At 66.7% G+C, this 24,173-nt stretch carries 31 protein-coding genes and 1 pseudogene; 30 read left to right on the top strand and 2 right to left on the bottom strand.

The features are described from left to right. Positions 1-21: 21 nt before the first annotated feature. Together BN940_RS06205 and BN940_RS06200 are read right to left on the bottom strand one after the other, a co-directional pair. Positions 22-483 carry a PaaI family thioesterase gene (locus tag BN940_RS06205; protein WP_033448859.1) on the bottom strand — a complete coding sequence of 154 codons (462 nt, stop codon included), beginning with the start codon at positions 481-483 and terminating at the stop codon, positions 22-24. Between the two features lie 29 nt (positions 484-512). After that, positions 513-1,184: an ArsR/SmtB family transcription factor gene (locus BN940_RS06200; protein ID WP_033448856.1), complete on the bottom strand. Its 672-nt coding sequence runs from the start codon at positions 1,182-1,184 to the stop codon at positions 513-515. A gap of 104 nt (positions 1,185-1,288) precedes the next feature. Between BN940_RS06200 and BN940_RS06195 the strand changes: the two genes are divergently transcribed. The 30 genes and pseudogenes from BN940_RS06195 to BN940_RS18380 form a co-directional block, all read left to right on the top strand. Beyond that, positions 1,289-1,642: a DsrE/DsrF/TusD sulfur relay family protein gene (locus BN940_RS06195; RefSeq protein WP_033448854.1), complete on the top strand. Its 354-nt coding sequence runs from the start codon at positions 1,289-1,291 to the stop codon at positions 1,640-1,642. Further along, positions 1,642-2,772 (top strand): cysteine desulfurase family protein, encoded by a 1,131-nt coding sequence (locus tag BN940_RS06190; RefSeq protein ID WP_033448851.1) that lies wholly within the window; start codon positions 1,642-1,644, stop codon positions 2,770-2,772. Before BN940_RS06195 ends, BN940_RS06190 begins: the two co-directional genes overlap by 1 nt. Before the next feature lie 25 nt (positions 2,773-2,797). Beyond that, on the top strand, positions 2,798-3,994 hold the full coding sequence (locus BN940_RS06185; protein ID WP_033448849.1) for an MFS transporter: 1,197 nt from the start codon (positions 2,798-2,800) through the stop codon (positions 3,992-3,994). Further along, a complete protein-coding gene (locus tag BN940_RS06180; RefSeq protein WP_050450500.1) occupies positions 3,991-4,521 on the top strand; it encodes a prolyl-tRNA synthetase associated domain-containing protein in 531 nt (176 codons plus the stop codon). Before BN940_RS06185 ends, BN940_RS06180 begins: the two co-directional genes overlap by 4 nt. A 25-nt stretch (positions 4,522-4,546) precedes the next feature. Continuing rightward, positions 4,547-5,167: a class I SAM-dependent methyltransferase gene (locus tag BN940_RS06175; protein WP_033448846.1), complete on the top strand. Its 621-nt coding sequence runs from the start codon at positions 4,547-4,549 to the stop codon at positions 5,165-5,167. 272 nt (positions 5,168-5,439) lie between these two features. Further along, positions 5,440-6,243 (top strand): hypothetical protein, encoded by an 804-nt coding sequence (locus tag BN940_RS06170; protein ID WP_033449053.1) that lies wholly within the window; start codon positions 5,440-5,442, stop codon positions 6,241-6,243. Positions 6,244-6,321: 78 nt separating this feature from the next. Next, positions 6,322-6,675 carry a DUF3085 domain-containing protein gene (locus tag BN940_RS06165; RefSeq protein WP_033448843.1) on the top strand — a complete coding sequence of 118 codons (354 nt, stop codon included), beginning with the start codon at positions 6,322-6,324 and terminating at the stop codon, positions 6,673-6,675. Positions 6,676-6,823: 148 nt separating this feature from the next. Further along, a complete protein-coding gene (locus BN940_RS06160) occupies positions 6,824-7,666 on the top strand; it encodes a phosphoadenosine phosphosulfate reductase domain-containing protein (protein WP_033448841.1) in 843 nt (280 codons plus the stop codon). A gap of 5 nt (positions 7,667-7,671) precedes the next feature. Next, the gene (locus BN940_RS06155; RefSeq protein ID WP_033448839.1) at positions 7,672-8,181 is read left to right on the top strand and encodes an XF1762 family protein; all 510 of its coding nucleotides are present in this window, start codon (positions 7,672-7,674) and stop codon (positions 8,179-8,181) included. Between the two features lie 264 nt (positions 8,182-8,445). Continuing rightward, complete coding sequence (locus BN940_RS06150) at positions 8,446-9,363, top strand: DUF3577 domain-containing protein (RefSeq protein WP_033448836.1); 918 nt, start codon at positions 8,446-8,448, stop codon at positions 9,361-9,363. Positions 9,364-9,420: 57 nt separating this feature from the next. Next, positions 9,421-10,110: a DUF3275 family protein gene (locus BN940_RS06145; protein WP_033448834.1), complete on the top strand. Its 690-nt coding sequence runs from the start codon at positions 9,421-9,423 to the stop codon at positions 10,108-10,110. A gap of 94 nt (positions 10,111-10,204) precedes the next feature. Continuing rightward, positions 10,205-10,546 (top strand): hypothetical protein, encoded by a 342-nt coding sequence (locus BN940_RS06140; protein ID WP_033448831.1) that lies wholly within the window; start codon positions 10,205-10,207, stop codon positions 10,544-10,546. A 103-nt stretch (positions 10,547-10,649) separates the two neighbouring features. Continuing rightward, positions 10,650-11,057, top strand: coding sequence for a hypothetical protein (locus BN940_RS06135; RefSeq protein WP_033448828.1), 408 nt, complete (start codon positions 10,650-10,652; stop codon positions 11,055-11,057). A 16-nt stretch (positions 11,058-11,073) separates the two neighbouring features. Next, positions 11,074-11,334, top strand: a complete 261-nt coding sequence (locus BN940_RS06130; protein WP_033448827.1) for a hypothetical protein — start codon at positions 11,074-11,076, stop codon at positions 11,332-11,334. A 76-nt stretch (positions 11,335-11,410) separates the two neighbouring features. Then, on the top strand, positions 11,411-12,061 hold the full coding sequence (locus BN940_RS06125; protein ID WP_033448824.1) for a hypothetical protein: 651 nt from the start codon (positions 11,411-11,413) through the stop codon (positions 12,059-12,061). 40 nt (positions 12,062-12,101) lie between these two features. Then, on the top strand, positions 12,102-13,235 hold the full coding sequence (locus BN940_RS06120; RefSeq protein ID WP_268258440.1) for a DUF6094 domain-containing protein: 1,134 nt from the start codon (positions 12,102-12,104) through the stop codon (positions 13,233-13,235). A 51-nt stretch (positions 13,236-13,286) separates the two neighbouring features. Then, the gene (locus BN940_RS06115) at positions 13,287-13,607 is read left to right on the top strand and encodes a hypothetical protein (protein WP_033448821.1); all 321 of its coding nucleotides are present in this window, start codon (positions 13,287-13,289) and stop codon (positions 13,605-13,607) included. 88 nt (positions 13,608-13,695) lie between these two features. Beyond that, positions 13,696-14,001 carry a hypothetical protein gene (locus BN940_RS06110; RefSeq protein WP_033448819.1) on the top strand — a complete coding sequence of 102 codons (306 nt, stop codon included), beginning with the start codon at positions 13,696-13,698 and terminating at the stop codon, positions 13,999-14,001. A gap of 135 nt (positions 14,002-14,136) precedes the next feature. Next, positions 14,137-16,416 carry a helicase-related protein gene (locus BN940_RS06105; protein ID WP_033448816.1) on the top strand — a complete coding sequence of 760 codons (2,280 nt, stop codon included), beginning with the start codon at positions 14,137-14,139 and terminating at the stop codon, positions 16,414-16,416. A 227-nt stretch (positions 16,417-16,643) separates the two neighbouring features. Beyond that, positions 16,644-17,243: a PFGI-1 class ICE element type IV pilus protein PilL2 gene (gene pilL2 / locus BN940_RS06100; RefSeq protein ID WP_033448814.1), complete on the top strand. Its 600-nt coding sequence runs from the start codon at positions 16,644-16,646 to the stop codon at positions 17,241-17,243. Continuing rightward, on the top strand, positions 17,240-17,881 hold the full coding sequence (locus tag BN940_RS06095) for a hypothetical protein (protein WP_033448812.1): 642 nt from the start codon (positions 17,240-17,242) through the stop codon (positions 17,879-17,881). The genes pilL2 and BN940_RS06095 overlap by 4 nt, the downstream gene beginning before the upstream one ends. Positions 17,882-17,895: 14 nt before the next feature. Then, positions 17,896-18,621: a TIGR03759 family integrating conjugative element protein gene (locus BN940_RS06090; protein ID WP_033448810.1), complete on the top strand. Its 726-nt coding sequence runs from the start codon at positions 17,896-17,898 to the stop codon at positions 18,619-18,621. Then, positions 18,603-19,193, top strand: coding sequence for a transglycosylase SLT domain-containing protein (locus BN940_RS06085; RefSeq protein WP_033448807.1), 591 nt, complete (start codon positions 18,603-18,605; stop codon positions 19,191-19,193). The genes BN940_RS06090 and BN940_RS06085 overlap by 19 nt, the downstream gene beginning before the upstream one ends. Next, on the top strand, positions 19,190-19,729 hold the full coding sequence (locus BN940_RS06080) for an integrating conjugative element protein (protein ID WP_033448804.1): 540 nt from the start codon (positions 19,190-19,192) through the stop codon (positions 19,727-19,729). The genes BN940_RS06085 and BN940_RS06080 overlap by 4 nt, the downstream gene beginning before the upstream one ends. 4 nt (positions 19,730-19,733) lie before the next feature. Continuing rightward, the gene (gene traD / locus BN940_RS06075; protein ID WP_033448801.1) at positions 19,734-21,926 is read left to right on the top strand and encodes a type IV conjugative transfer system coupling protein TraD; all 2,193 of its coding nucleotides are present in this window, start codon (positions 19,734-19,736) and stop codon (positions 21,924-21,926) included. Continuing rightward, positions 21,923-22,672, top strand: a complete 750-nt coding sequence (locus BN940_RS06070) for a TIGR03747 family integrating conjugative element membrane protein (RefSeq protein WP_033448798.1) — start codon at positions 21,923-21,925, stop codon at positions 22,670-22,672. Before traD ends, BN940_RS06070 begins: the two co-directional genes overlap by 4 nt. Before the next feature lie 98 nt (positions 22,673-22,770). Next, the gene (locus BN940_RS06065) at positions 22,771-23,151 is read left to right on the top strand and encodes an integrative conjugative element protein, RAQPRD family (protein WP_033448795.1); all 381 of its coding nucleotides are present in this window, start codon (positions 22,771-22,773) and stop codon (positions 23,149-23,151) included. Continuing rightward, on the top strand, positions 23,148-23,381 hold the full coding sequence (locus tag BN940_RS06060; protein ID WP_003050225.1) for a TIGR03758 family integrating conjugative element protein: 234 nt from the start codon (positions 23,148-23,150) through the stop codon (positions 23,379-23,381). The genes BN940_RS06065 and BN940_RS06060 overlap by 4 nt, the downstream gene beginning before the upstream one ends. Positions 23,382-23,397: 16 nt before the next feature. Beyond that, complete coding sequence (locus tag BN940_RS06055) at positions 23,398-23,757, top strand: TIGR03745 family integrating conjugative element membrane protein (protein ID WP_023095489.1); 360 nt, start codon at positions 23,398-23,400, stop codon at positions 23,755-23,757. A 12-nt stretch (positions 23,758-23,769) separates the two neighbouring features. Then, a pseudogene (locus BN940_RS18380) lies at positions 23,770-24,171 on the top strand (TIGR03750 family conjugal transfer protein); the annotation flags it as partial. Positions 24,172-24,173: the final 2 nt, after the last annotated feature.

The raw sequence follows: 24,173 nt of genomic DNA, 5'->3' as shown, positions 1-24,173 counted from the left end.
CATCCGAGGGGCTGCTTGTTTTCAGGCTTTCGCCGCGAATTGCACGGCCACCATCTCGCCTGTGACGCACACCTCGCCGCCGGCGCTGAGTGTCAAATCGATGATGGCCTTGCGCCCCTCCAGCGAACGTAGCGTGCCCTCGATGAGCAATTCGACGCCCAGCGGCGTGGGCCGCCGGTAGTCCACTTTCAGCGAGCCGGTGACAAAGCGGATCGGCGGGCCACCATCCCCCATGACGCGACCTTGCACCCGGTATGCGAAGGCCGCCGCGCTGGCGGTGCCGTGGCAGTCCAGCAGCGAGGCCAGCATGCCGCCATAGACGTTGCCCGGATAGCCGCCGCTGTACATCGTCGCCGGCGAGAAGCGCGCATGGGTGCGCTCGCCCTCGATGAAGCTCTTGAGATGGAGCCCCTGGGGGTTGGCTGGCCCGCAGCCGTAGCAGTGCGCGAATTCGGCCGGGTAATGATCTTGGATGGCTTGCATGTCGATCCTTGATTGCACAACGGCGAGGCTCAAGCCTCCACGGCCAGCCCGGCCGCCTTCCACTCCGGGAAGCCGTCTTCGAGCCGTCGCACCTTGAAGCCCTTGGCGCGCAGCGCCGCCACGGCCTCGAAGGACATCACGCAGTACGGCCCACGGCAGTAGGCAATGATTTCGTGGCCCTTGGGCAAGTCCGCCAGGCGACGCTCCAGCTCGTCGGCCGGGATGTTGATGGCACCCGCCACGTGGCCCAGCGCGTATTCCGCTTCCGGGCGCACGTCCAGCACCGTCACCTGGCCGGCATTCAGGCGCTCGGCCAGTTCTTCGCGCGAAACGGCTTCCAGCGCGTCACGGTCATGGAAGAAGTCGCGCATCACGCCGCGTACCTCTGCGATGTTGCGCTCGCCCACGCGGCCCAGCGCCTTGAGCAGCGCCACCACCTCCACATCGCCCGCCAGGCGATAGAAGACCCGCTTGCCCTGGCGTTCGGCCTCCACCAGCCGCGCGCGCCGCAGCAGTTGCAGGTGGCGTGAGGCGTTGGCCATCGACAGGCCGACCAGTCCGGCCAGGTCTTCGACGCTGCGCGGCCCCTGCGCCATGCCTTCGAGCAGTTCGAGCCGATGCGCATGGCCCAGCGCTTGCGCCACGGCGGCCAGGTTCTCGAACACCACGTGCTTGGGGCTTTCGGATGAGGTTGACAACATGGATTTCACAATTACACAATCAACACATTGATTGAATGATGGCATGATTGCTGCCCAGCATCAAGCCATCCCGGACAAAAGCCATTTTCTCCGCTGGGGCCTCCATGAAAACCCTCCTCATCATCAACGACCCGCCCTACGGCACCGAGCGCATGTACAACGCCTTGCGCTTGGCTTCCACGCTGCTCAAGGACGCGGCCAACCACGTCAGCGTGTTCCTGATGGCCGATGCCGTCTCCGGCTGCAAGGCCGGTCAGAAGACCCCCGACGGCTACTACAACGTTGAACGCATGCTGCGCCGCGTGACGAACAATGCCCAGGGCGAGGTGCTCCTGTGCGGCACCTGCCTGGATGCGCGCGGCATCAAGGACGAGGAAGTGATGCCCGGCGCACGCCGCAGCACGATGGATGAACTGGCCGCCGCCACCGTGGCCGCCGACAAGGTGCTGGTGTTCTGATGGCCGGCATCTACCTCGACTACAACGCCAGCACGCCCATCGCGCCGGAAGTGCAGGCGGCCATGCTGCCGCTGCTGGAGACGGCCTACGGGAACCCATCCAGCGGCCATTGGGCCAGCACCCCAGCCAAGGCGGCCCTGGAACATGCTCGCGCCCAGGTGGCGGGGCTGCTGGGCGCGTCGCCGGATGAGATCGTCTTCACCAGCGGCGGCAGCGAGGCCAACAACCTCGCGCTCAAGGGCAGCTTCTTCGCGCTGCGCGAGCGCGGCGAGCACATCATCACCGAGGCCACGGAGCATCCGGCGGTGTTGCAGCCACTGGCCTTTCTGGAGCGACTGGGGGCGAGCGTCACGCGGCTGCCGGTGGATGGCACGGGCCGGGTCGATCCCGAGGCGGTGCGCCGCGCCATCACACCGCGCACTGTGCTCGTCAGCGTCATGCACGCGAACAACGAGACGGGCACGCTGCAACCCATCAAGGTCATCGGCACCATCGCTCGCGAACACGGCATCCGCTTCCACACCGATGCGGCGCAGTCCGTCGGCAAGCTGCCGACGAAGGTGGACGACCTCGGCGTGGACCTGCTGAGCATCGCCGGGCACAAGCTCTACGCGCCTAAGGGTATAGGCGCGCTGTACGTGCGGCGCGGCACGGCGCTGGAGCCGCTGATCCACGGCGCCGGCCACGAGGCGGGCCGCCGCGCCGGCACCGAGAGCGTGCTGATGGCTGCGGCGCTGGGCGCGGCCTGCGAACTGGCGAGAACGAATCTCGATGTTGGTGAGCCGGAGCGCTTGCGCGCCTTGCGCGATCACTTCTGGCAAGCGCTGCAAGCGATCTTCGGTGAGCGCGTGGTGCTCAACGGCCACGCCGAGCACCGGCTGCCCAACACGCTGAACGTGAACTTCGCCGGCCGCATCGGCGCCGAGGTACTGGCTCATCTGGACGGCGTGGCCGCATCCACCGGCTCGGCCTGCCATGCGGGCCGTGTGGAACTCTCGCCCGTGCTGGCCGCCATGGGCGTGCCCGAGCCGGTCGGCATGGGCGCAGTGCGCTTCAGCCTGGGACGCGGCACCACGCAAGCCGAGATCGACGCCGTGGCCGAGCGCCTGCGCGCCATCGCGAGTCGATGAATCGAACAACAACGCGAAGAAACTCATGCTCAAGAACCCCATGCACCGCCAGGTGCTGATCCTGGCCTGCGCGCAGGCCCTGTTCCAGATCGTGTCGGTGATGGTGATGACCGTCGGCGGCCTGGCCGGCGGGCAGATCGCCGCATCGCCGCGCTGGGCCACGCTGCCCATCGCCACCATGTTCCTCGGCACGGCCACGATGATGTTTCCGGCCTCGATGTGGATGGCCCGCGCCGGCCGCCGGGCCGGGTTCCTGATCGGCACGACGCTGGGCGTGGCGGGGGGCCTGGTGGGTGCCTGGGGCATCCATCAGGCTTCGCTGCCGCTGCTGTCCTTCGGCACCTTCCTGGTGGGCTGCTACCAGGCGTTCGCGCAGTTCTACCGTTTCGCGGCCAGCGAAGTGGCGGACGCGGCTTTCCGCCCACGCGCGATCTCGCTGGTGATGGCCGGCGGCGTGGTCGCAGCGCTGGCCGGGCCGTTGCTGGCAAGGCTGGGCGGGCCGCTGCTCTCGCCCGAGTACCTGGGTTCCTTCCTGATCCTGGCCGTGGTGTCGATGGTGGCGGCGGGCGTGCTGCTGAACCTGCACATCCCTGCGCCTGCCGCGTCTACCGGCCCGGTGGACAAGGGCCGACCCTGGCAGCAGATCGTCGCGCAGCCCGCCTATCTCGTGGCGCTGTTCGGCGCCGCCACGGGCTACGGCATCATGATCCTGGCGATGACGGCGACGCCCATCGCCATGCGGCTACATCACCACGAACTGGGTGCGGCGGCCACGGTGATCCAGTTGCACGTGCTGGGCATGTTCCTGCCGTCGTTCTTCACCGGCTCGCTGATCGCGCGCTTCGGCGTGCTGCGCATCATGCTCACGGGCGTGGTGCTGTTCATCGCGCACATCCTGACGACGCTCACCGGCACGGGCTTTGGCTCCTTCGCCAGCGCGCTCGTGCTGCTGGGTGTGGGCTGGAACTTCATGTACATCGGCGGCACGACGCTGTTGACCGACACCTACAACGCTGCCGAGAAGGGGCGTGCGCAGGCCATCAATGACATGACGATCTTCGTTGTCGGCCTGACCTGCTCTTTCAGCGCGGGCGGGCTGCTGCAAGCCCTGGGCTGGCAGACCATGAACCTGGCACTGATCCCGTGGCTGGCGCTGGCGGCGCTGTCGCTGCTGTGGCTGGGGATGCGTCAGCGGTCGAAAGCCGCGAAGGTGGGCGCATGAACCGGGAAACGACCGATGAAACCGCCTACCGCTGCCTGTTCGAGCGCTTCGCATCTTTGGGCATCGACGCGAAGGTGGTGCCTTATCCCGAGCACGCGACCGTCGAGGAAGGCAAGGCGCTGCGCGGCGCCATGGCCGGGACATTCACCAAGAACCTGCTGCTCAAGGACAAGAAGGGCCGGCACTTCCTGCTGGCGATCCATGAGGACCGGACGCTGGATCTGAAGGCGGTTTCCGCGCTGGTGGGCGGCAAGGGGCACCTGAGTTTCGTGGCCGGCGAGCGCATGCAGGCGCTGCTGGGCGTGCAGCCGGGCGCGCTGACGCCACTGGGCCTGATGCAGGACGAGGAAGGCTTGGTGACGGTGGTGATCGATGCCTCGCTGATGGGCGATGCGCAATTGAACTTCCATCCGCTGCGGCAGACCGAGAGCGTCGGGCTGGCGCCGCAGGAACTGGTGGCCTTCGTGCGCTCGTGCGGGCGCGAGCCGCTGGTGGTGGACTTCGACACTTCGCCACCGGCCGCGTAGCGCCTGCGGCGCGGGAGAACAGGAAATGCCATCCAGAGAGCATTGGGATCACGTCTATCGGACCAAGGAGCCGACCGGCGTGAGCTGGTTCCAGCCGCACGCCAGCCACTCACTGGTGCTGATCCGGGAAACCGGCGTGCCGCTCGATGTGCCGATCATCGACGTGGGCGGCGGTGCCTCGACGCTGGTGGACGACCTGCTGGACAAGGGCCATACCAGCCTCACCGTGCTGGATCTGTCGGGTGCCGCGCTGGCGGCATCCCAGGCGCGGTTGGGCGAGCGCGCCCAGGCGGTGGCCTGGATGGTCGGGGACATTACAAAGGTCGAGTTGCCCGCGCTGGCCTACGACCTGTGGCACGACCGGGCGGTATTCCACTTCCTGACGGCGCCGCAGGAGCGCCAAGCCTATGTGCGGACGATGCTGCATGCCCTGCGGCCGGGCGGCTTCGCCATCATCGCCACCTTCGCGGACGACGGGCCGCAGCAGTGCAGCGGCTTGCCGGTGACGCGCTACAGCCCGGACGAGCTGCATGCGCAGTTCGGCGATGCCTTCACGATGCTGCGGCAGGAGCGCCAGGCGCATCACACGCCCTTCGGGACAGTGCAGCAGTTCGTTTTCTGCCTGTTCCAGAAGACAGCATCATGAAATCCTGAGGAAGCAAATGGCATAGACCATAGGAAGAAACCGGGTGCGGTGTGGTGCCGTTTCATGCAGGCCGGCCGAGCACTCTAGGGCCATCCTTACCCCATGTTCGTCGGTGTTGCCGACACATGCCCAGGCAGCCGAGACCTTCGAGGCTGCAAGCACGGGAAGCCGTGCTGGTCGTTTCTTCCTACGGACGCACCGCGTCCATCTACCCACAAGGGACCTCTCCCTTGCGGGCGGGGAATCCCTTGTTCTTCCTCAAGGAGATTCCCATGGACCGTTCCCTCATCAAAACCATGATGCCTTCGCTTGTCGCAGGCCATGTGCCCCGCAACGTGCGGTCGATCAAGTACCGCTTTTTCGATGATCAGCCGCAATCCTCGACGCTGGGCTTTGCCATCGATCCCAAGCCCTTCGACGGCAAGGTGGTCGCGGCCAACGACGACGCCATCGTCGTCAAGCTCAAGCCCAGCGAGTTCGCGGTGCTCGATCCCAACCTGGTGACTACCGTTCCCAGCGAAGGCGCCAAGGTGCATGTCCAACCGTATGCCCGCCGCCGCTTCGACGGCCTGCGCGCGGACACCCCGGAAGTGATCACCGAGAAGACCGCGGACGGTGTTCCCTACACCATCACCAGGCACATCCTCGGCTCCGCGCCTGCCAAGCTGCCCATCCCCGAGCCGCAGTGCATGGAACTGGGGCAGCTCATCCAGCAGTTGGAGGAAATGCCGGCTCCCGACGGGTTCCGGCGCATCACCCACATGCTGGTCGATGCGGGCGCCCGCGACTTCACCTGGGTCGATCCGAAGCCGTCCAAGATCATCGAGACGCCCCCGGCAATCAGCTTCACGGTTTCGACCGCGAAGTTCGAGGGCCAGGTGACGATCCTCTACGACCGCGGCGGCGACACCTACGTGGTGGAGATGCGCCGCGACGGTGAACTGGTCGATCGGCACGACGAGGTGTATTTCGACATGCTCGGTGAAGTGTTGGAGCGGCTTATCGACGACGGACGCTGGCGTCTGATCGACGTGAGCGTCATCGACGCCAAGGCAACCAAGCGGCGCTACGGCTGATCGCAGCCTACCGGCGACTTGCCGCCATGGGCCTTCCATCTATTCGGGTGGAGGGCCTTTTTCTTCAGGAGATCAACCATGTCACTGCGATTCAAAGGCTCCGACCTGCGCCCCGTGCTGGCCGAGGCCGTTGCCAACCAATGCCGCGTCGTCCTCGCCAAGGACCAGGGCGTGTACTTCCTCGCCGAGCAGGGAGAGCGCCGTCCCGATGGCCGCGTGAAGCTGCTGGCCTATGCCGTCGGCTGCAACCCGGATACCGACCCGTTTGACGACTGGTGGGAACTGGCGCGCGCCGAGCTGGGTGGCGACGACTTCGGCGAGTTCTTCGACCCGAAGGAAGACGTCTTCGCACGCATCCTGCACGGCACGGACGATCTGATGCTGTCTGCCACCACGACGCACCTGTCGCTGGAGGTGGTGCCATCGGTGTAGCGCAACGACTACCACCATCCCCTCACGGCCCCCTTCTTGGGGGCTTCCTTTTTTCCGCACTGCGGCCTTCGCCGCGTGCGTGCTCGTCTCCGGCCGCCATGGCCCGCCGCGTCGGCTCGCCCGCCGACCTACCCACGGAGACGACCGCATGCACGACCCGTTCAAGATCACCCAACCGACCTGCATCAGCTTCTCGGGCGGGCGCACCAGCGCCTACATGCTCTGGCGCGTATTGCAGGCCAATGGCGGCCTGCCTGCCGACACCGTGGTCTGCTTCGCCAACACCGGCAAGGAGGTGGAAGCGACCCTGCGCTTTGTGCGCGACTGCGCCGGGCACTGGCAGGTGCCGATACGCTGGCTGGAATATCTGCCCACGGAGCCAGGCTTCACGCTGGTGGACTTCGATCGGGCCAGCCGTCAGGGCGAGCCGTTCGAGGCGCTGATCCGCAAGCGTCAGTACCTGCCCAATCCCGTCGCGCGCGGCTGCACGACCAGCCTGAAGATTCGACCGATGCACCGCTACCTGCGGCATCTGGGCTGGACGGACTGGGACCAGATGATCGGCATCCGCGCCGACGAGCAGCGTCGCGTCGCCAAGATTCGCGCGCGCGGCCATTCCACCGAATCGATCCACGAGACCATGTGCATGCCCCTGGCGGACGCAGGCGTCACCGTGCGCGACGTGGGCGCGTTCTGGCAGGCGCAAGCGTTCGACCTCGACCTGCTGACGGTGAACGGGCGCACGCTCGAAGGCAACTGCGACCTGTGTTTCCTGAAGCCGCGCGGGCAGCGCCTGGCCCTCATCAAGGCTCGACCCGAGGCCGCGGTGTGGTGGATTCGCATGGAATCGCTGAACCTGGCGAGCAAGCCCAGCGGCGCCCGGTTTCGCGCCGATGGCCCGAGCTACGCCGACCTGGCACGCTTCGCCGCCGACCAGGGCGACCTGTTCGACGACGCCGAGGAACCGATCGCCTGCTTCTGCGGTGATTGACGGCCATGGCCGGGCCATCGACCTCGCCATCGCTGCGACTGCTGCCGGTATCCCTGCGCTGTGCCAATGCCTTCGTGCAGAAGCACCACCGCCACCACCGTCCGGTTCAGGGAGCGAAGTTCGCCCTGGCGGTCACGCTGTCCGCCACCGATGGCATCTGCGGCGTGGCCATCGTCGGCCGCCCGGTCGCCCGCCACCTGGATGACGGCTGGACGCTCGAAGTCACCCGGCTCTGCACCGATGGCGCACCGAACGCCTGCAGCAAGCTCTACGGCGCGGCCTGGAAGGCGGCCAAGGCCTTGGGCTACACGCGGCTGATCACCTACACCTTGCTCGATGAAGGTGGTGCCAGCCTGCGCGCCGCCGGCTGGCATTTGCTCGGAACGCGCGGCGGCGGTGCCTGGAGTCGCCCCAGCCGTCCTCGCGCTGACACCCCCGACCACCTGCGCGGCCCTAAGTGCTTGTGGCAAGCACCGGGCGGTGCGGACAAAGGGAAACGCCCGGATGCCGATTGATTGCTGCCGCGCGCGCGAGGCCCGGACATGCTGCCCCCATGCCTGCTGACGTTGTCAGCGACATGCCAGGCAACCATCGGTCTTCGAGGTTGCGACGCAGTTCCCACTGCGTGACCGAGCCAGCTCGCACCGCATCCGTCCGCGAGCGGCCACCAGTCTCTGGTGGCGGATGCTTTCGCCTTATCAACCCACCGCGGGGTTACGCACCTTTCCCCGCATGCGTGGGGCCGGTGTGTCTCCGCTTCATCCCAATGGAGATTCACCATGAGCACCACGTCCAACGAGAAATCGTATTTCGACCTCCACACCTCGGGCATCGGCTACATCCAGCGAGCCCGCGAGGTTCCCGTCCGGGGCGGCCGCCGCGCGCAGCCCTTTCTGGCATGCACCATCGCCGCACTGGTCGGTTCCGCCAAGGACCCCAGCTACCGCTACTTCGACGTCAAGGTCTCGGGTGCCGAGGCCAAGAAACTGGTCGAGCGCTACATCGGCGTTGACGATCCCAAGCAGCGGCCGCTGGTGCGCTTCCGCCTCGGCGACCTCTGGGGCGATGCGTACATCCGCGACAAGGGTGAGCACAAGGGCCAGGCCGCCGCGTCTCTGAAGGCGCGACTGCTGAAGGCCGAGCCGCTTGACCGGGCCGAACTGGCTTCGATCAAGCAGCACGAGCTGATCACCCGCGGCATCGGCTACCTCAGCCGTCCGAAGGACGTCTCCCCCAAGGATGGCGATCCGTTCCTGTCGTGCTGCGTCGCGGCACTGGCCGGGCCTGTCGGTGAACCGGAATATCGGTACTTCGACACCATCGTCGCCACCCCTGAAGCCGAGCACCTGGTTCGCCGGTGCGTGCAGGCCATCGAAGGGGACCGCAAGGTGCTGATCGCCTTCCGTCTGAACGACATGAAGATCGATCCGTACATCCGCACCAAGGGCGAGCGCGCCGGGGAACCGGGAGCGAGCCTGGAATCGACGCTGGTCCACATCGGTCTCATCAAGATCGACGGCACCCAGGTCTATCCGACGAGCCAGGCGCAAGCCGAGGCGCCGCAAGCCGAGGACGCACCCGCGCCCGAAGCCGAGGTTGCCGCCGACACCGCTGCCGACCAGCCTGTCGAGCCCGCCGAGCGCGAGCCCGCAGGTGAAGTCGAGGAGCAGGAGCCGGCATTGGCTGCTTCGTTCTGATCCGGCATGGCCCCTCACGGGGCCTTGCCTTTTTCCTATTCCCCAAGGAGAACCATCATGGCAGTCACATCGGCATCCGCAAGGTCAGTCCCGCCCATCGTCGTATCGGGTCAGCTTTCGATTCGCACAATCCACGGCCGCAATGGTCCGTTCTGCGTCGGCTACCTCGTCACTCCTATCGGAAACTTCGCGGTGAAGGACGCGGAGCTGGAGCAATACCCCGAAGGCAAGTACGACGGGGAGTTCGTGATCCGCTACATCTTTCCGAATCCGATCCCCATGCGGGGCGGTATCAAGTTCGAGATTCGTTGCAACTTGGATGGAATGACGCTCTTCGGCGTTGACAAACTGAGCCGCGACGATATTCGCAGCTTTTCCACCCAGGACATCGATCCGCTCGATGAAGAACTGGGGGCGCAGCCTGCGGCAACGCCGGCCAAGCCCGCCAAGGCATCCAGACCCGCCAAGCCCGCATCCGTGCAGGCGTCCGCGGACCCGATGGTCGATACCACGCCTTTCGGCGTGGATGCGCCGACGCCCGCTGCGGCTGCTGCCCCCGGCAGCACCGAAGATGGCGACGCCGCACTGTTCGGGCTGCTCTGGCCGCTGGGTGAGTCCGTGAAACTGGATTCGACCATCGACCGCCGCACCTTGCGCGCGCAGATCGCCCGCCTGGGCAAACTGGGCTACACGCTGGACTTCAAGACGCAGGAGTGGAGCCGCCAGGCCGAACTGCAACCTGCGTGATCGCAGACGCCGCACCTGCGGTGTTCTTCATCCACCCGCCGGGGTTCCTTCCCCATGCGGGGGAGGCTCCGGCTTTCTTCTGGAGGTCTCCATCATGTCCACCATCGCTTGCGATGCACCTCATTCCACGCTGGACGAAACCGCCTGGCGCGCTGTCTGCAAGACGGCCGCCGAGCACGCCCAGCGTGGTTGCGGCCTGTCCTGGGATCATTGGGTCACGCTTTTCAGTTCGGAAATCGACGCGCAAGCCAGTCGATTGCCGCAGGACCAGCGCACTCAAGCGCTGGAAATCGCAGCCCGGGAATGGGACTACGCAACGCCTGCCGAAAGGCAGGAAACCCAGGACTGGAATGCGGAGCATGGCTATTGCTCTCACGGGATCGAGTTCGGCTACTGCCCGGCCGGTTGTGATCGCGACGATGACGACTGGGACTAAGGGCAAAGCATAGGTTCCTTCGCCGCACGCGCGGCATTCCATCACCCGCTGGGGGTTCTCCCCCACGGGGAGGCCTCCGGCTCCATTCTTCAGGAGGCCTCTCATGGGCTGGTATTTTTCCCCCCAATCGCGATCTGAACTGATCGCGGAACTGATCGCACCGCAAGAGACCGAGCGCGCCAGCGTCAAGGTCATTGCCCACGCGCTGCGCGGCAACGTCCTCTGGTCCGTCACGGAAGTGACGGCCAAGGTCGAAGGCGTGCATCGTCATCTGGCGCCGGGCCAATCCCTGCGCTACATCCGCTGCGATCTTCTCGAACGCAGCGGCGGTCAGTGGGGCTACAAGCCGCTGGACGAGTCCATGCACCCGTACTACTACTCGTGCCCGCTGTCCTATCTGGACCTCGCACCAGAACAGTCCGCCGACTGGCGTGCAGGCGTTCGCGCCTACCACGCGCGGCGGCGCACACCCATGGCACCTGCGGCACCCACCGCAGCGCTGATGGCCTGAGCCAGGAGGAACCGACATGGACCCGATCCTGGCTGCGCTCCCGCCCTTGCTGCTGAAGCTCGTTGAAGGGAGTTTGTCCAACGACGAAGTTTCTTCCGACGAGGAAATGCTGGAGTACTTCATCAGCAACGGCCTCACCGACGAACAGGGGCGGCAGGCACTGGCCTACCGCGACCAGTACCTCAACAACATCTACCTGGAGGGCTTCACGCCAATCACTTCGGTAGATGAGGCGCTTCACTTCAACCCGCACACCCGGCAGTTCGAGCCGGACTGAGCGGTTTTCTTCCACCCCCTGGGGCAGTACTTGCCCCAGCGGGCGGTGCTGTTCCCGTTCATCCGAGGACACCACCATGCCCGCAAACACTTCTTCCACCACGCTGTATCGGATCGACGAATGCTCCGACGTGATGGCCGACGCTTGCGTCGGCGATGACCAGGGCAATCTGATCTTCCTGTCGATCTGGGCGCGCGACACCGCCATCCAGCAGTTCCTCGCTCGTCTGACCCTCGGGCGCGACGAGCAGGGCCTGGACCAGTTCCACGTCATCACCGACCAGGGCGGCAGCGTCCCGGTATTCGTCGGCAACGTCGATCGCCTGGAAAAGCGCATGACCCGCGCCTACCGGCGAACGCTGTTCGGTTCGCTGTCCAACGTGTGGCTGTTCGACCGCCGCTGCGTCAAACCCGACAAGGCCAACGCCAGCGCACTGGCATTGCTGCCCAAGGGCAGCGCCCACCGGCTTGACCGCCTGTGGATACTGGTACGGGACACCTGCCCACTGCCGCTGCTCGACCACTGGCGCGAAACCGTGCTGGAGCTGTTACAGACCCGCGAGATGCTGGCCCGCCTTCCGTTCGCCCTCGGGCCGCTGGAAGGCCATCGGCTCGCCATCGACGTGCCGGCGCTGACCCTGGCGCTGGGCTCCCTGATCCGCAGTGACGTGCTCACCGCCTATCCGTATCCGGCCAAGATTTGGACGCCGGAAGCGGTAGCGGCTTGACCCACCCGCGAGAGCACGCCAAGGCGTGCTTTCGCACTTCATCCCCGCCAACCAGGAGACTTCCATGGCCCTCATGTTCCCGCGGCTCGCCCGCAATTTCGTGAAGAACGGGTACTTCCCCACGGATGAACCCACCCTCGAAAGAGCCCTCACCGCACTGATGCCCAGCGATGGCCCGATGTGCGTCCTCGATCCCTGCGCCGGCGAAGGCGTGGCGATCGCCGAAGCCGCTCATGCCCTTGGGCGCGAGCAGGCCAAGGCGTTCGCCGTCGAGTTCGACGCGGAGCGGGCACGCCATGCCCGCGGCCTGATCGATCACTGCCTGCACGCGGACCTGATGGACACGATGATCTCCAAGCAGTCGTTCGGGCTGCTCTGGCTCAACCCGCCGTATGGCGACTTGTCCAAGGACGTCAACGGCAACATCGGCTATCAGGGCCAGGGCCGTGCCCGCCTCGAAAAGCTGTTCTACCAGCGCAGCCTGTCGCTGTTGCAGTACGGCGGCGTGCTGGTCTTCATCGTCCCCGGCTACGTGCTCGACGCGGAGCTGGTCGGCTGGCTGACGCGCCACTACACGGACCTGCGGATCTACCGAGCGGTGGAGACGCAGTTCAAGCAGGTGGTGATCTTCGGCCGCAGGGTGCGTCAGCGTGAACTGGCACCCGATGGTCTCAAGGCCGTGCGCAATCTGCTGCTGCAGGTTGGGCTTGGCGAAGTCGAAGCCGAGGAGCTGCCGATCGAATGGCCGTTCCTGCCGTACATCGTCCCCGCCAGTCCGGCCGAGCCGGAGCATTTCTTCCGCGTGACGATGGAGCCGGAGCAGTTCGCCGATGAAGTCGGCCGGCTGCAAGGCCTCTGGCCGTCGTTGGACACGCACCTGGGGGCCGCGCAGCAGTCGCTGCGTCCGCCGGCGCGTGCCTTGTCCCACTGGCATCTCGCCCTGGCTCTGGCCGCGGGCGCGATCTCGGGGGTTGTGCGCTCCAAGACCGGCCGCGTGCTCGTCGTCAAAGGTGACACCCACAAGGACAAGACGCTCCAGCGGGAATTCACCGAACGCGAAGACGGCTCGATCGCCGAGACCCGCATCCTCACCGACAAGTTCGTACCCGTCATCCGCGCGTGGGACATGACGCCTGGCTCCGCGACACGGGGCGAGGTCCTGACCATCCGTTAGTCCACCGGACGCGCTGCCGTCCTGCTGTACCACCTCGAAGGAGAAACACCCATGTTCTCAAGCCTGTTCAAGCGGCCCGCGCCGCAGAAGCAACCGTTGTTCGCACCAGGTACGTTGCAGTTGAGCGAAAAGGTGCATTGGCTGGCCCGCAAAGGCCTGATCGACCCCTTGGCTCTTGTCCAGCGCCATGTGCGCGGTGACTGGGGCGAGACCGATGAGGCCACCCGTCAAGCCAACGATGTCGCAATCCGTGGGGACGATCCGATGATCTCCCACTTCAGGATCACGCCCGAACTGGTGTTGATCGTCAAAACCAGCGAGGACCACCAGACCACGGTGATCCAGCTTCCCGAAGAACGGGACATGATCTGACAGCACCATTGTCGTCTTCATCCACCTGCCGGAGCCACTTCACTCCGCCAGGGGTGTCGTGGCTCAATGACTCATCAAGGAGGAGCCCATGGCATCACATCGCATTGAAACCTACTGCCACAGGCTGGCGTTTCCAATCGGTGCGCTCATCTTCAGCAGGGGCATCGATCGCCTGGTCCGAACGGGTCGCCTCGACCCGATCCCGTACTTCAGGCGCCACACCCGTGGCGACTGGGGCGACGTCAACATCCAGCAATGGCAGGCCAACAGCACTGCACTGCAATCCGGTGCATCGCTGGAATCCCGCTACGTGATCCATCCGGGGCTGGCCATCCGCATCGTCACCGATGCGCAGCGCAGCGCCACCGTCATCGTGCTGCCGTCCGAAGACTGAGCACGATTCACCAGCAGGCCGCCACGGCCGGCAACTTCGACCACCTCGGCCAAGCGCCGATTTCCTTCCCACTGCGGGGCATGCCATTGCCCCGCTGGGGGTGGTGCATGCCCCATTTTTCATTGGAGCATCACCATGTCCCTCGATCTCGAAACCACTGCCGTTGAAGCCGCGCCCGTACAGGGCGAACTGCTCGATGCGGAATCTTCCCCTCTGACCCTGAGCCTTCAGGATTTCGTCGGCGAGTTCGGCGACGAACTGCTCGACGCCCTCAATAGCGCCAACCCGCCGGTCTATAACGGCCAGCCGCAGGCGCACCGGCAACTCGTCGTCGCCAGCCTCAAGCGCAAGCTGTTCCCGGCCCAGGCCGAAGTCGTCCACGCCGCCGCCGAGCTGCTGATCGACCGTGGCGAACGCGCCGCGATCGTCAATGGCGAAATGGGCTGCGGCAAGACGACCGTCGGCATCGCCACGGCCGCTGTGCTCAACGCCGAAGGCTACCGCCGCACCCTGGTTCTTTCGCCGCCGCACCTTGTTTACAAGTGGCGGCGCGAGATCCAGGAGACGGTGGCAGGCGCCAAGGTGTGGGTGCTCAACGGGCCGGACACGCTCGTCAAGCTCATCAAGCTGCGCGAGCAGTTGAATGTCCAGCCCACGGGCCAGGAGTTCTTTGTCTTGGGCCGGGTCAGGATGCGGATGGGGTTCCACTGGAAGCCCGTCTTCACCCAGCGGCGTACCCGTCACGGCAACGTGGCGGCGTGCCCGGACTGCGGCACGGTCATCACCGACCTCGACGGCGAGCCGGTCAACCCGGTCGCGCTCCAAGCCGAGGAATACCGCAGGAAGTGCAGCCATTGCGCCGCCCCCCTGTGGACACTGATCCGCCCGCGCAGCCTGTCCGGCAGCGACCAGTCCTCGGCCGTGCTGAAAGCCTTGAAGCGCATCCCGACGATCGGGGAAGTCACTGCGCAGAAGCTGATGCAGAAGTTCGGCGACGGGTTCTTGGCGTCGATGCTGGGCGACAACATCCACGAGTTCATCAACTTGATGGATGGCAACGGCGAACTGGTCTTCTCTGACCGCCAGGCGCATCGCATGGAAAGAGCGATGGCGAACATGGAGTTCGGCTTTGGCGAAGGCGGCTACCAGCCGTCCGAGTTCATCAAGCGCTATCTGCCGCAAGGCACGTTCGACTTGTGCATCGCGGACGAGGCGCACGAGTACAAGAACGGTGGCAGTGCCCAGGGTCAGGCTATGGGCGTGCTGGCGGCGAAGGCTCGCAAGACCTTGCTGCTGACAGGCACGCTGATGGGCGGCTACGGGGACGACCTGTTCTACCTGCTGTTCCGAGCCCTGCCTGGGCGGATGATCGAAGACGGCTACCGCCCGACCACGAGCGGCAGCATGACCTCGGCGGCCATGGCGTTCATGAGGGACCACGGGGTCCTCAAGGACATCTACTCCGAAAGCACCGGCACGGCGCACAAGACGGCCAGGGGCACCAAGGTATCGGTGCGCACGGTCAAGGCTCCCGGCTTCGGGCCAAAGGGGGTCTTGCGGTGCATCCTGCCGTTCACGATCTTCCTCAAGCTCAAGGACATCGGCGGCAACGTCCTGCCGCCGTATGACGAGGAGTTCCGCGAAGTCGCAATGGACACGGCGCAAGCCGCGGCCTACCGCGACCTGGCGGGTCGGCTGACCGCAGAGCTGAAACAGGCTCTGGCGCGACGCGATACGACGCTGCTGGGTGTGGTGCTCAACGTGCTGCTGGCCTGGCCGGACTGCTGCTTCCGGTCGGAAACCGTAGTGCATCCGCGCACGCGCAACACCTTGGCGTTCGTCCCGGCTCAGTTCAACGAGTTCGAGGTGACGCCGAAAGAGCGCGAGCTGATCGACATCTGCAAGGAAGAGAAGGCGCAGGGCCGCAAGGTTCTGGCCTACACGGTCTATACCGGCACGCGCGACACCACGTCGCGCTTGAAGGTATTGCTGGAGCAAGAAGGCTTTCGGGTGGCGGTGCTGCGCGCAAGCGTGGACGCCAGCCGCCGCGAGGACTGGATCGCCGAGCAACTGGACCGTGGCATCGACGTGCTCATCACCAACCCCGAGCTGGTCAAGACGGGCTTGGACCTGTTGGACTTCCCGACGATCGTTTTCATGCAGTCGGGCTACAACGTGTACTCGCTCCAGCAGGCGGCACGCCGCTCCTGGCGCATCGGACAGAAACAGCCGGTGCGCGTGATCTACCTGGGCTACGCCGGTTCCTCGCAGATGACCTGCCTGGAGCTGATGGCCAAGAAGATCATGGTCTCGCAGTCCACCTCGGGCGACGTGCCCGAATCGGGCCTCGATGTGCTCAACCAAGACGGTGATTCCGTCGAGGTCGCACTGGCCCGGCAACTTGTCGCCGCCTGATCCCCACGCCAACGCCGGCCTCGCGCCGCCGGCTTTCCATTGTTCCCACCTTGCAGCCACGCCCACGGTCTCCGTGGACGTGGCTGCATCTTCACTGGCCCCTTCGGGGGCCTTTTTCTTTGGAGGGAGGCTGCCGGGAAATCGGGCGCTGCCTGGTTCGCATTGTTTGCTGCCGCTCGTGGCCCGAGCGGCGATGGTGAGGGCTCGATGTTTCAGGACGACGCGCCATGTGCCCCTCTCCACCTTGGTTTCACCATCCCGAACGCCGCCTGCTGGCGGGTTTTCTCGGCCTGCTTTGGTCGGTGCTGGCTGGCGGCTGCGCCACGACGAGCGCGCCGGTCGCGCCCGACACCATCGAGGAAATCTCGGCCGCGCCCGTACCCGAGGCGCCCGATTACATCCCCGTCGTGCGCTACGGCCGCTACACCCTCGTGGAATTGGCACCGACAGCAGCGCAGCGGGACCTGCTGTTGCAGACCATCGATGTCGCCATGCCCGAGGATGCACGCGCCACGGTCGGCGACGGGCTACGGCATGTGCTCAAGCGCAGCGGTTACGGCTTATGCCAGACGGCGCACGCGGTGATCGAGCTGTACGCACTGCCGCTGCCGGCGGCGCACCTGCACCTCGGCCCCATGGCCCTGCGCGATGCGCTGCTCACGCTGGCTGGTCCGGCCTGGGAACTGCACGCGGATGACCGCGCGCGGCAAATCTGCTTCGAGCGGCCCGGCGACAGCATGACCGCCGACAACGCACCCGCGCCGCCCGCCACCGAGGCGGTGCAGACGTTCCCGCTGGCACCCGCGGCATCGGGAGGCCAGCCATGAACAGCCCGCAGCCCACCCATCGTTCAACGGCCACCGTGGTGGTGCAGAGCCTGATGTGGCTCTGGCTGATCGGCCTCAGTGTTCTGATGGCCCTGGGCTACCAGGCCATGAACGACCAGGCCGACCAGGATCGCCTCGATTCCCGCCTGCAACGCCTCGAAGCGCAGGCAACGGGCCTGGCCGAGATCGTCGAGGCCATCCAGCAGCGTCCGGCCGTCGCCACGGCGGCAGACCTCAAAGACACCCGCCAAATCCTGGAAGCACGCGCGGCCCAGGTCGAGAAATCGCTGAGCGCCTATGCCGCTGCCGACGACCTTCAGGTACTGCGCGCCGAAGTCGAGCAGGTCAAGGCGCGCCAGACCGCCGCACGCGCCGCAGTACCCGCCCAGCCGCGCGCACCGAGCAAGTCAGCCGCCAAGCCTGAACCCCCGCCGCTCCCGTTCCGCATCGTCGGTGCCGAACTGCGCGCCGGCGAGCGCAGCGTGTCCGTCGCGCCGAGCAGTGGCGACTTCACGCCCGACCAGCTTCAGGTGCTGCTACCCGGCGATGCCGTCGGCCCGTGGCGCTTGCAGGTCGTCGAGGGCAACACCGCGGTGTTCCAGGCCGGCGACCAGACCCGCCGCGTGGCGATTCCCTGACCGGAGCAGATCGCATGAAGCCGTCGATCTTCCTTTCCGCGCTCCTGCTGGCGTCCGCCCAGTGGCCCGTCTGGGCGCAGCAGCCGCCTGCGGCACCCGCCCGCAATGCACAGAGCCAGGAGCGCCCGCTGGTCGCTCGCGTTCTGGATGACCGGGTGGCGAGCGACTGGGGCCTGCAACCGCAGGAGTGGGCGCGCTACCGCGAACTGATGGACGGGCCACTGGGCATCTACTCGCCCAACCTGGACCCGCTGTCGGCCCTGGGCATCGAGGCGCGCACCGATGAAGAACGGCGCCGCTACGCCGAGCTGCAGGTGCAGGTCGAAGCGCGCCGCGTGGAGAAGCTGCTCGCCTACCAGAGGGCTTACGACGAGGCCTGGCAGCGTCTGAACCCCGGCATGCAGCGGGTGAACTTGCCCGACGACAAGCCGATCGCCGGAGCCACGCGCGGCTCCGGCCGCACGGCGGTGTTCGTCAAGGACGGCTGCGAAGCCTGCGGGCAGCTCGTACAGCGCCTGCAATCCTCGGGGACTGAGTTCGACCTGTACATGGTCGGCAGCCGCCAGGACGATGCGCGCATCCGCGACTGGGCCAAACGCGCGAACGTCGATCCGGCGCGCGTGCGCAGCGGCACCATCACGCTCAACCACGACGGCGGCCGCTGGCTGTCGCTGGGCCTGCCCGGCGACTTGCCCGCGGTCGTGCGCGAGGTGAACGGCCAATGGCAGCGCCAGCCATAGCCGCACTCCTGCGCGCACTGATGCTCGCCGCTGGCCTGTGCGCCTGCGTCGCCCAGGCCCAGGAGGTTCCGCCACCGGCCTACCAGCTCGCCGCACAGCGCGCAGGCATCCCCTCGACGGTGCTCTACGCCGTGGCCTTGCAGGAGAGCGGCATCCGGCGCAACGGGCGCATCGTACCGTGGCCGTGGTCGCTCAATGTCGCCGGCCAGTCGCGCCGCTATGCAACCCGCGCCGATGCCTGCGCGGGCTTGCAGCAGGTGATGCGCTCCACGCCGCACACGCGCATCGACGCCGGCCTGGGCCAGATCAACCTCGGCTACCACCAGCAGCGCTACGCCAGCGCGTGCGACCTGCTGGACCCGTACCGCAACCTCGCCATCGCTGCCGAGATCCTGCGCGAGCAGCACACCCCCGGCGAGGACTGGTTGCTGGCGATCGGCCGCTACCACCGTCCTGCGGGCGGCGAGCCTGCCGCCCGCTACCGGCGCAGCGTGTCGCGCCACCTCGCCCGGGTGCAGGGCGCACGCCCAACCGCCGCGGTTCTCGCCGCACGCCAGGAGACATCCCCATGACGACATCCCATCTGGCCTTGCGGGGCCTGCTCGTACTGCTGGCGGGCCTGCCGCTGGCCTCGCTTGCCGGCGAGCCGCTGATCGTGGTCGAAGACCGTGGCGGCGCGTCGGCGCTGCCGTACTACGAAGCCCTGAACCTCCAGCCGCGCGCCAACGCGCCGGCCCGGCCGCCGATCCCGACACCCCAGGTTCTCGCCACGCCGGCGGACGAGGCCGCGATGCTACCCGTGCGCAGCGCCAAGCTCACGCCCGGCACCGTCGCGCGGCGGGTCATCGAGGCACCGGGCCTGCGGCCTTTCGTGGTCGTCGGCGACGACGAGGCATCCCGGGCCTGGCTGCGCAGCCAGGCGGCAGCGCTGCGCGAGCGCGGCGCGGTCGGCCTGGTGGTCAACGTCGAGACCGTGCAGGGCCTGGCGCTGCTGCGCGCCCTGGTGCCCGGTGTGCCGCTCGCGCCTGTGTCCGGCGACGACCTGGCCGAGCGTCTGGGCCTGCGGCACTACCCGGCGCTGATCACGGCCACCGGCATCGAGCAATGAAGCCATGTCGGGGAAACAGCCGGTCGAGGTACTGCTACGCCCAGCGGTGGAGCTATACACCGTTGCCGCATGCGCGGGCGCCGCGTTTCTGTCCCTGGTGGCCCCATGGTCGCTCGCGCTGAGCCCGTCCATGGGCGTCGGCAGCGCGCTGGCGTTCGGCGCCTACGGTGCCATCCGCTACCGCGATGCCCGCGTCATCCTGCGCTACCGGCGCAACATCCGCCGCCTGCCTCGATACGTGATGACCAGCAAGGACGTGCCGGTCAGCCAGCAGCGGCTGTTCGTCGGGCGCGGTTTCCTGTGGGAGCAGAAGCACACCCATAGGCTGATGCAGACGTACCGGCCGGAGTTCCGCCGCTACGTCGAGCCGACGCCCGCGTACCGGCTGGCGCGGCGTCTGGAAGAACGGCTGGAGTTCGCGCCGTTCCCGCTGTCCCGGCTGCCAGCGCTCACCGGCTGGGACGTGCCTTTCAACCCGGTGCGGCCGCTGCCGCCTGTGGGCGGTCTGCCGCGCCTGCACGGCATCGAGCCCGAGGAGGTGGATGTCAGCCTGCCGTTGGGCGAGCGCGTCGGGCATTCGCTGGTGCTGGGCACCACGCGCGTCGGCAAGACCCGGCTGGCCGAACTGTTCGTGACCCAGGACATCCGACGCGTGAACGCCGCGGGCGAGCACGAGGTGGTGATCGTCATTGACCCCAAGGGCGATGCCGATCTCCTGAAGCGGATGTACGTCGAGGCAAAGCGCGCGGGCCGCGAAGGCGAGTTCTACGTCTTTCATTTGGGCTGGCCGGACATTTCCGCGCGCTACAACGCCGTGGGGCGCTTCGGCCGCATCAGCGAGGTGGCCACCCGCGTCGCGGGGCAGCTTTCCGGCGAAGGCAACAGCGCGGCGTTCCGCGAGTTCGCCTGGCGCTTCGTCAACATCATCGCCCGGGCCTTGGTGGAGCTGGGACAGCGCCCGGACTACATGCTGATCCAGCGGCACGTCATCAACATCGACGCGCTGTTCATCGAGTACGCCCAGCACTACTTCGCCAAGACGGAGCCCAAGGCCTGGGAGGTGATCGTCCAGATCGAGGCCAAGCTCAACGAGAAGAACATCCCGCGCAACATGATCGGGCGCGAGAAGCGCGTGGTGGCGCTGGAGCAGTACCTCTCGCAGGCGCGCAACTATGACCCGGTGCTGGATGGCCTGCGCTCCGCCGTCCGCTACGACAAGACGTACTTCGACAAGATCGTCGCCAGCCTCCTGCCGCTGCTGGAGAAGCTCACCAGCGGCAAGATTTCGCAGCTCCTGGCTCCCAACTATTCAAACCTCAACGACCCCAGGCCGATCTTCGACTGGATGCAGGTCATCCGTAAGAGGGCCATCGTCTATGTCGGCCTGGATGCACTGTCCGACGCCGAGGTCGCCGCTGCGGTCGGCAACTCGATGTTCAGCGATCTCGTGTCGGTCGCCGGGCACATCTACAAGCACGGGATTGACGATGGCCTGCCGGGCGCATCGGCCGGTGCGCGCGTGCCGATCAATGTCCACGCCGACGAGTTCAACGAGTTGATGGGCGACGAGTTCATCCCGCTCATCAACAAAGGCGGCGGTGCCGGCCTGCAAGTCACCGCGTACACGCAGACCCTCTCGGACATCGAGGCCCGCATCGGCAACCGCGCCAAGGCCGGTCAGGTGATCGGGAATTTCAACAACCTTTTCGTGCTGCGCGTGCGCGAGACCGCGACCGCTGAACTGCTGACCCGGCAACTACCGAAGGTCGAGGTCTATACGACCACCATCGTGAGCGGCGCGACGGACAGCTCGGACATCCGCGGGGCGACGGACTTCACCAGCAACACCCAGGATCGCATCAGCATGTCCAGCGTGCCGATGATCGAGCCGTCGCATGTCGTCGGCCTGCCCAAGGGCCAGTGCTTCGCACTGCTGCAGGGCGGCCAGCTTTGGAAAGTGCGCATGCCGCTGCCGGCGCCGGACCCGGACGAGGTGATGCCGGCAGACTTGCAGCAACTGGCCGGGTACATGCGCCAGAGCTACAGCGAAGCGACGCAGTGGTGGGAGTTCACCAGTTCCCCGGTCTTGCAGGACGCAGCCTTGCCCGACGACCTGCTAGACGATGCCGCTGCGCCCGGGCCAGACGTGGTGACCACCACCACGGGCGACAGCGCCGCCGACGAGGCTTCGCCATGAAAGACGCCGCCTCGACTGCGCAACGGGAGCAGAACCAGCGCCAGGGCCTGATCGTCGGCACCATCACCTTGCCCTTCCGGCTGCTCGGGGTACTGGTCGGCTCGCTGCTGTTCTCGATCGTCGTAGAGTGCGTCGGCATGCACCTGTTCTGGCAGGACCAGGGCTGGCGCCATTCCCAGCAGATGTTGCAGTACGAGCTGGGGCACCTGTCCAGCCACTTCACGCGCAGCGTCGTCGTGCAGGAGCCGGGGCGCACGGCGCACGAGCTGGTGGATACCGGCTACGAATGGGTGTTCGTGCGCTCCGGGCTGCTGGAGCGCATGAGCCAGACCGCCGAACGTGCGCGCACGCCCAGCCACGGACAGACACGCAACTTCCGCTACTACGTCAGCCGGGTCTATGTCTGGACCGAAAGCTACCTGATCGCCGCCGCGTTCACGACGCTTACGTTCCTCGTGCGCCTGCTGGTCCTGGTGCTCACGCTGCCGCTGATCTTCACCGCGGCATTCGTCGGCCTGATCGACGGTCTTGTGCGGCGGGACGTGCGCCGGTTCGGCGCAGGCCGGGAATCCGGCTTCATCTACCACCGCGCGAAGGCGAGCCTGATGCCGCTGGCCGTACTGCCGTGGGTCACGTACCTGGCCTTGCCGATCTCTGTGCATCCACTGCTGATCCTGCTGCCCAGCGCCGCCTTGCTGGGACTGGCCGTGAGCCTGACCGCAGGCAGCTTCAAGAAGTACCTCTAGGTCATCAATCCGGTCATCCGCGGATTCCTATTGTTTGCGGCCTAAAAGCCCCTCGCTGCCCACGATCAAGCCATTGCTGATCACACAGGAATGGCGCGATGTTGGCTCCGATCTGGCAGCGCGCCGCGCATCGCGGCGTGCCCATTTTTCTCGTGACGGCCCTGCTGCTGGGTCAGTCCCCGATGGCGTTGGCCGAGTCCCCCGCACAGCGCCAGGAGCTGGTCGCGGCGCTGCGCCAGCTCGACGCCCTGGAGCGCACCGTCGCCGACAGCGCCGCGCGTGCCCCCATCCAGCCGGGCGAGCGCTACCACTTCGATTACCCGCGGCTGCTGGCTGACCTGGCGCGCGTGCGCGCCGGCATCCAGGCCCATCTCACACCGTCGCGTGCCCGGCCGCGCGACCCCTCCGAACTGGCCGGCGACTACCGCACCGAGCGGCCCGCCTCGCCATCACCGACGGCTACGGAAGCCAAGCAATGAACGGCGCCCAGGTCTCGGCATTTCAAGCCAACAGCGGCATCGCGCCTTCGGCGATGGCGACCGTCCTGGTCGGCGTCGTGTTCGCGGTCCTGCTCGTGTGGGGCGTCTGGGCCATCCGAACGGCCTACGTGGGGTGGTCCGAGAGCCGCCTCAACCAGCGCCAGTTCCTCGGCGTCTGCATCCGCTTCGTCGCGATGTACCTCGTCCTGAGCTTCTTCCTCCTCTCCTGACCTGAAAGGCACGACCATGCAAAACCGCATCCTCCATTCCCGTCTTGCCCAGCGCGCCGCCGTGGCGCTGGGCGCCGCTGCGCTGCCCGCGCTGTCGTTCGCGCAAGGCTTGCCGCAGTTGGAGAACCCGACCCGCGGCACCGGCAACGGCATCATGGAAACGATCAGGAACTACGGCTACGACATCATCATGCTCGTGGCCCTCCTGGTCGTGGCGTCGATGTTTATCGGCGTCTGCTACCACGCCTACGGCACCTACGCCGAAATCCACACCGGCCGCAAGACCTGGGGCCAGTTCGGCCTCACCGTCGCGATCGGTGCCGTGCTGCTGGTGATCGGCATCTGGCTGCTCACCGAAGCCACCGGCATCCTGTAAGGCGAGGCCGGTATGTCCGAGCAGCAGCACGTCCGTGCGGACGGGACGGTCACGTTCCTTCCGCACCGGCTCAACCGCCATCCCGTTGTCGTGCGCGGCCTCACCGCCGACGAACTGTGGATCTGCTGCGGCCTGTCCGGCGCCGCCGGCCTGCTGGTCGGCTCGCCGCTGTCCTGGGTGTTCCGCACGATCGCCATCGCGCCGACGTTCGTCGTCCTGGGCGTGGCCCTGGGCGTCTTCATCGGCGGCGGCATCCTGCGCCGGCTCAAGCGCGGGCGTCCCGATACCTGGCTGTACCGGCAACTGCAATGGCGCATCGCCACGCGCCATCCGCTGATGGCGGGCTGGGTAGGCGGGCACGTGCTGATCTCGCGCTCCGGCTTCTGGTCCACCCGAAGGTCTGTTGCAAGGGGGCA

Source organism: Castellaniella defragrans 65Phen (assembly GCF_000612685.1).
Lineage (GTDB): Bacteria > Pseudomonadota > Gammaproteobacteria > Burkholderiales > Burkholderiaceae_B > Castellaniella > Castellaniella defragrans.
Note: the sequence above shows the minus strand (reverse complement) of the source record. Positions and strands in the feature narration are given on the sequence as shown.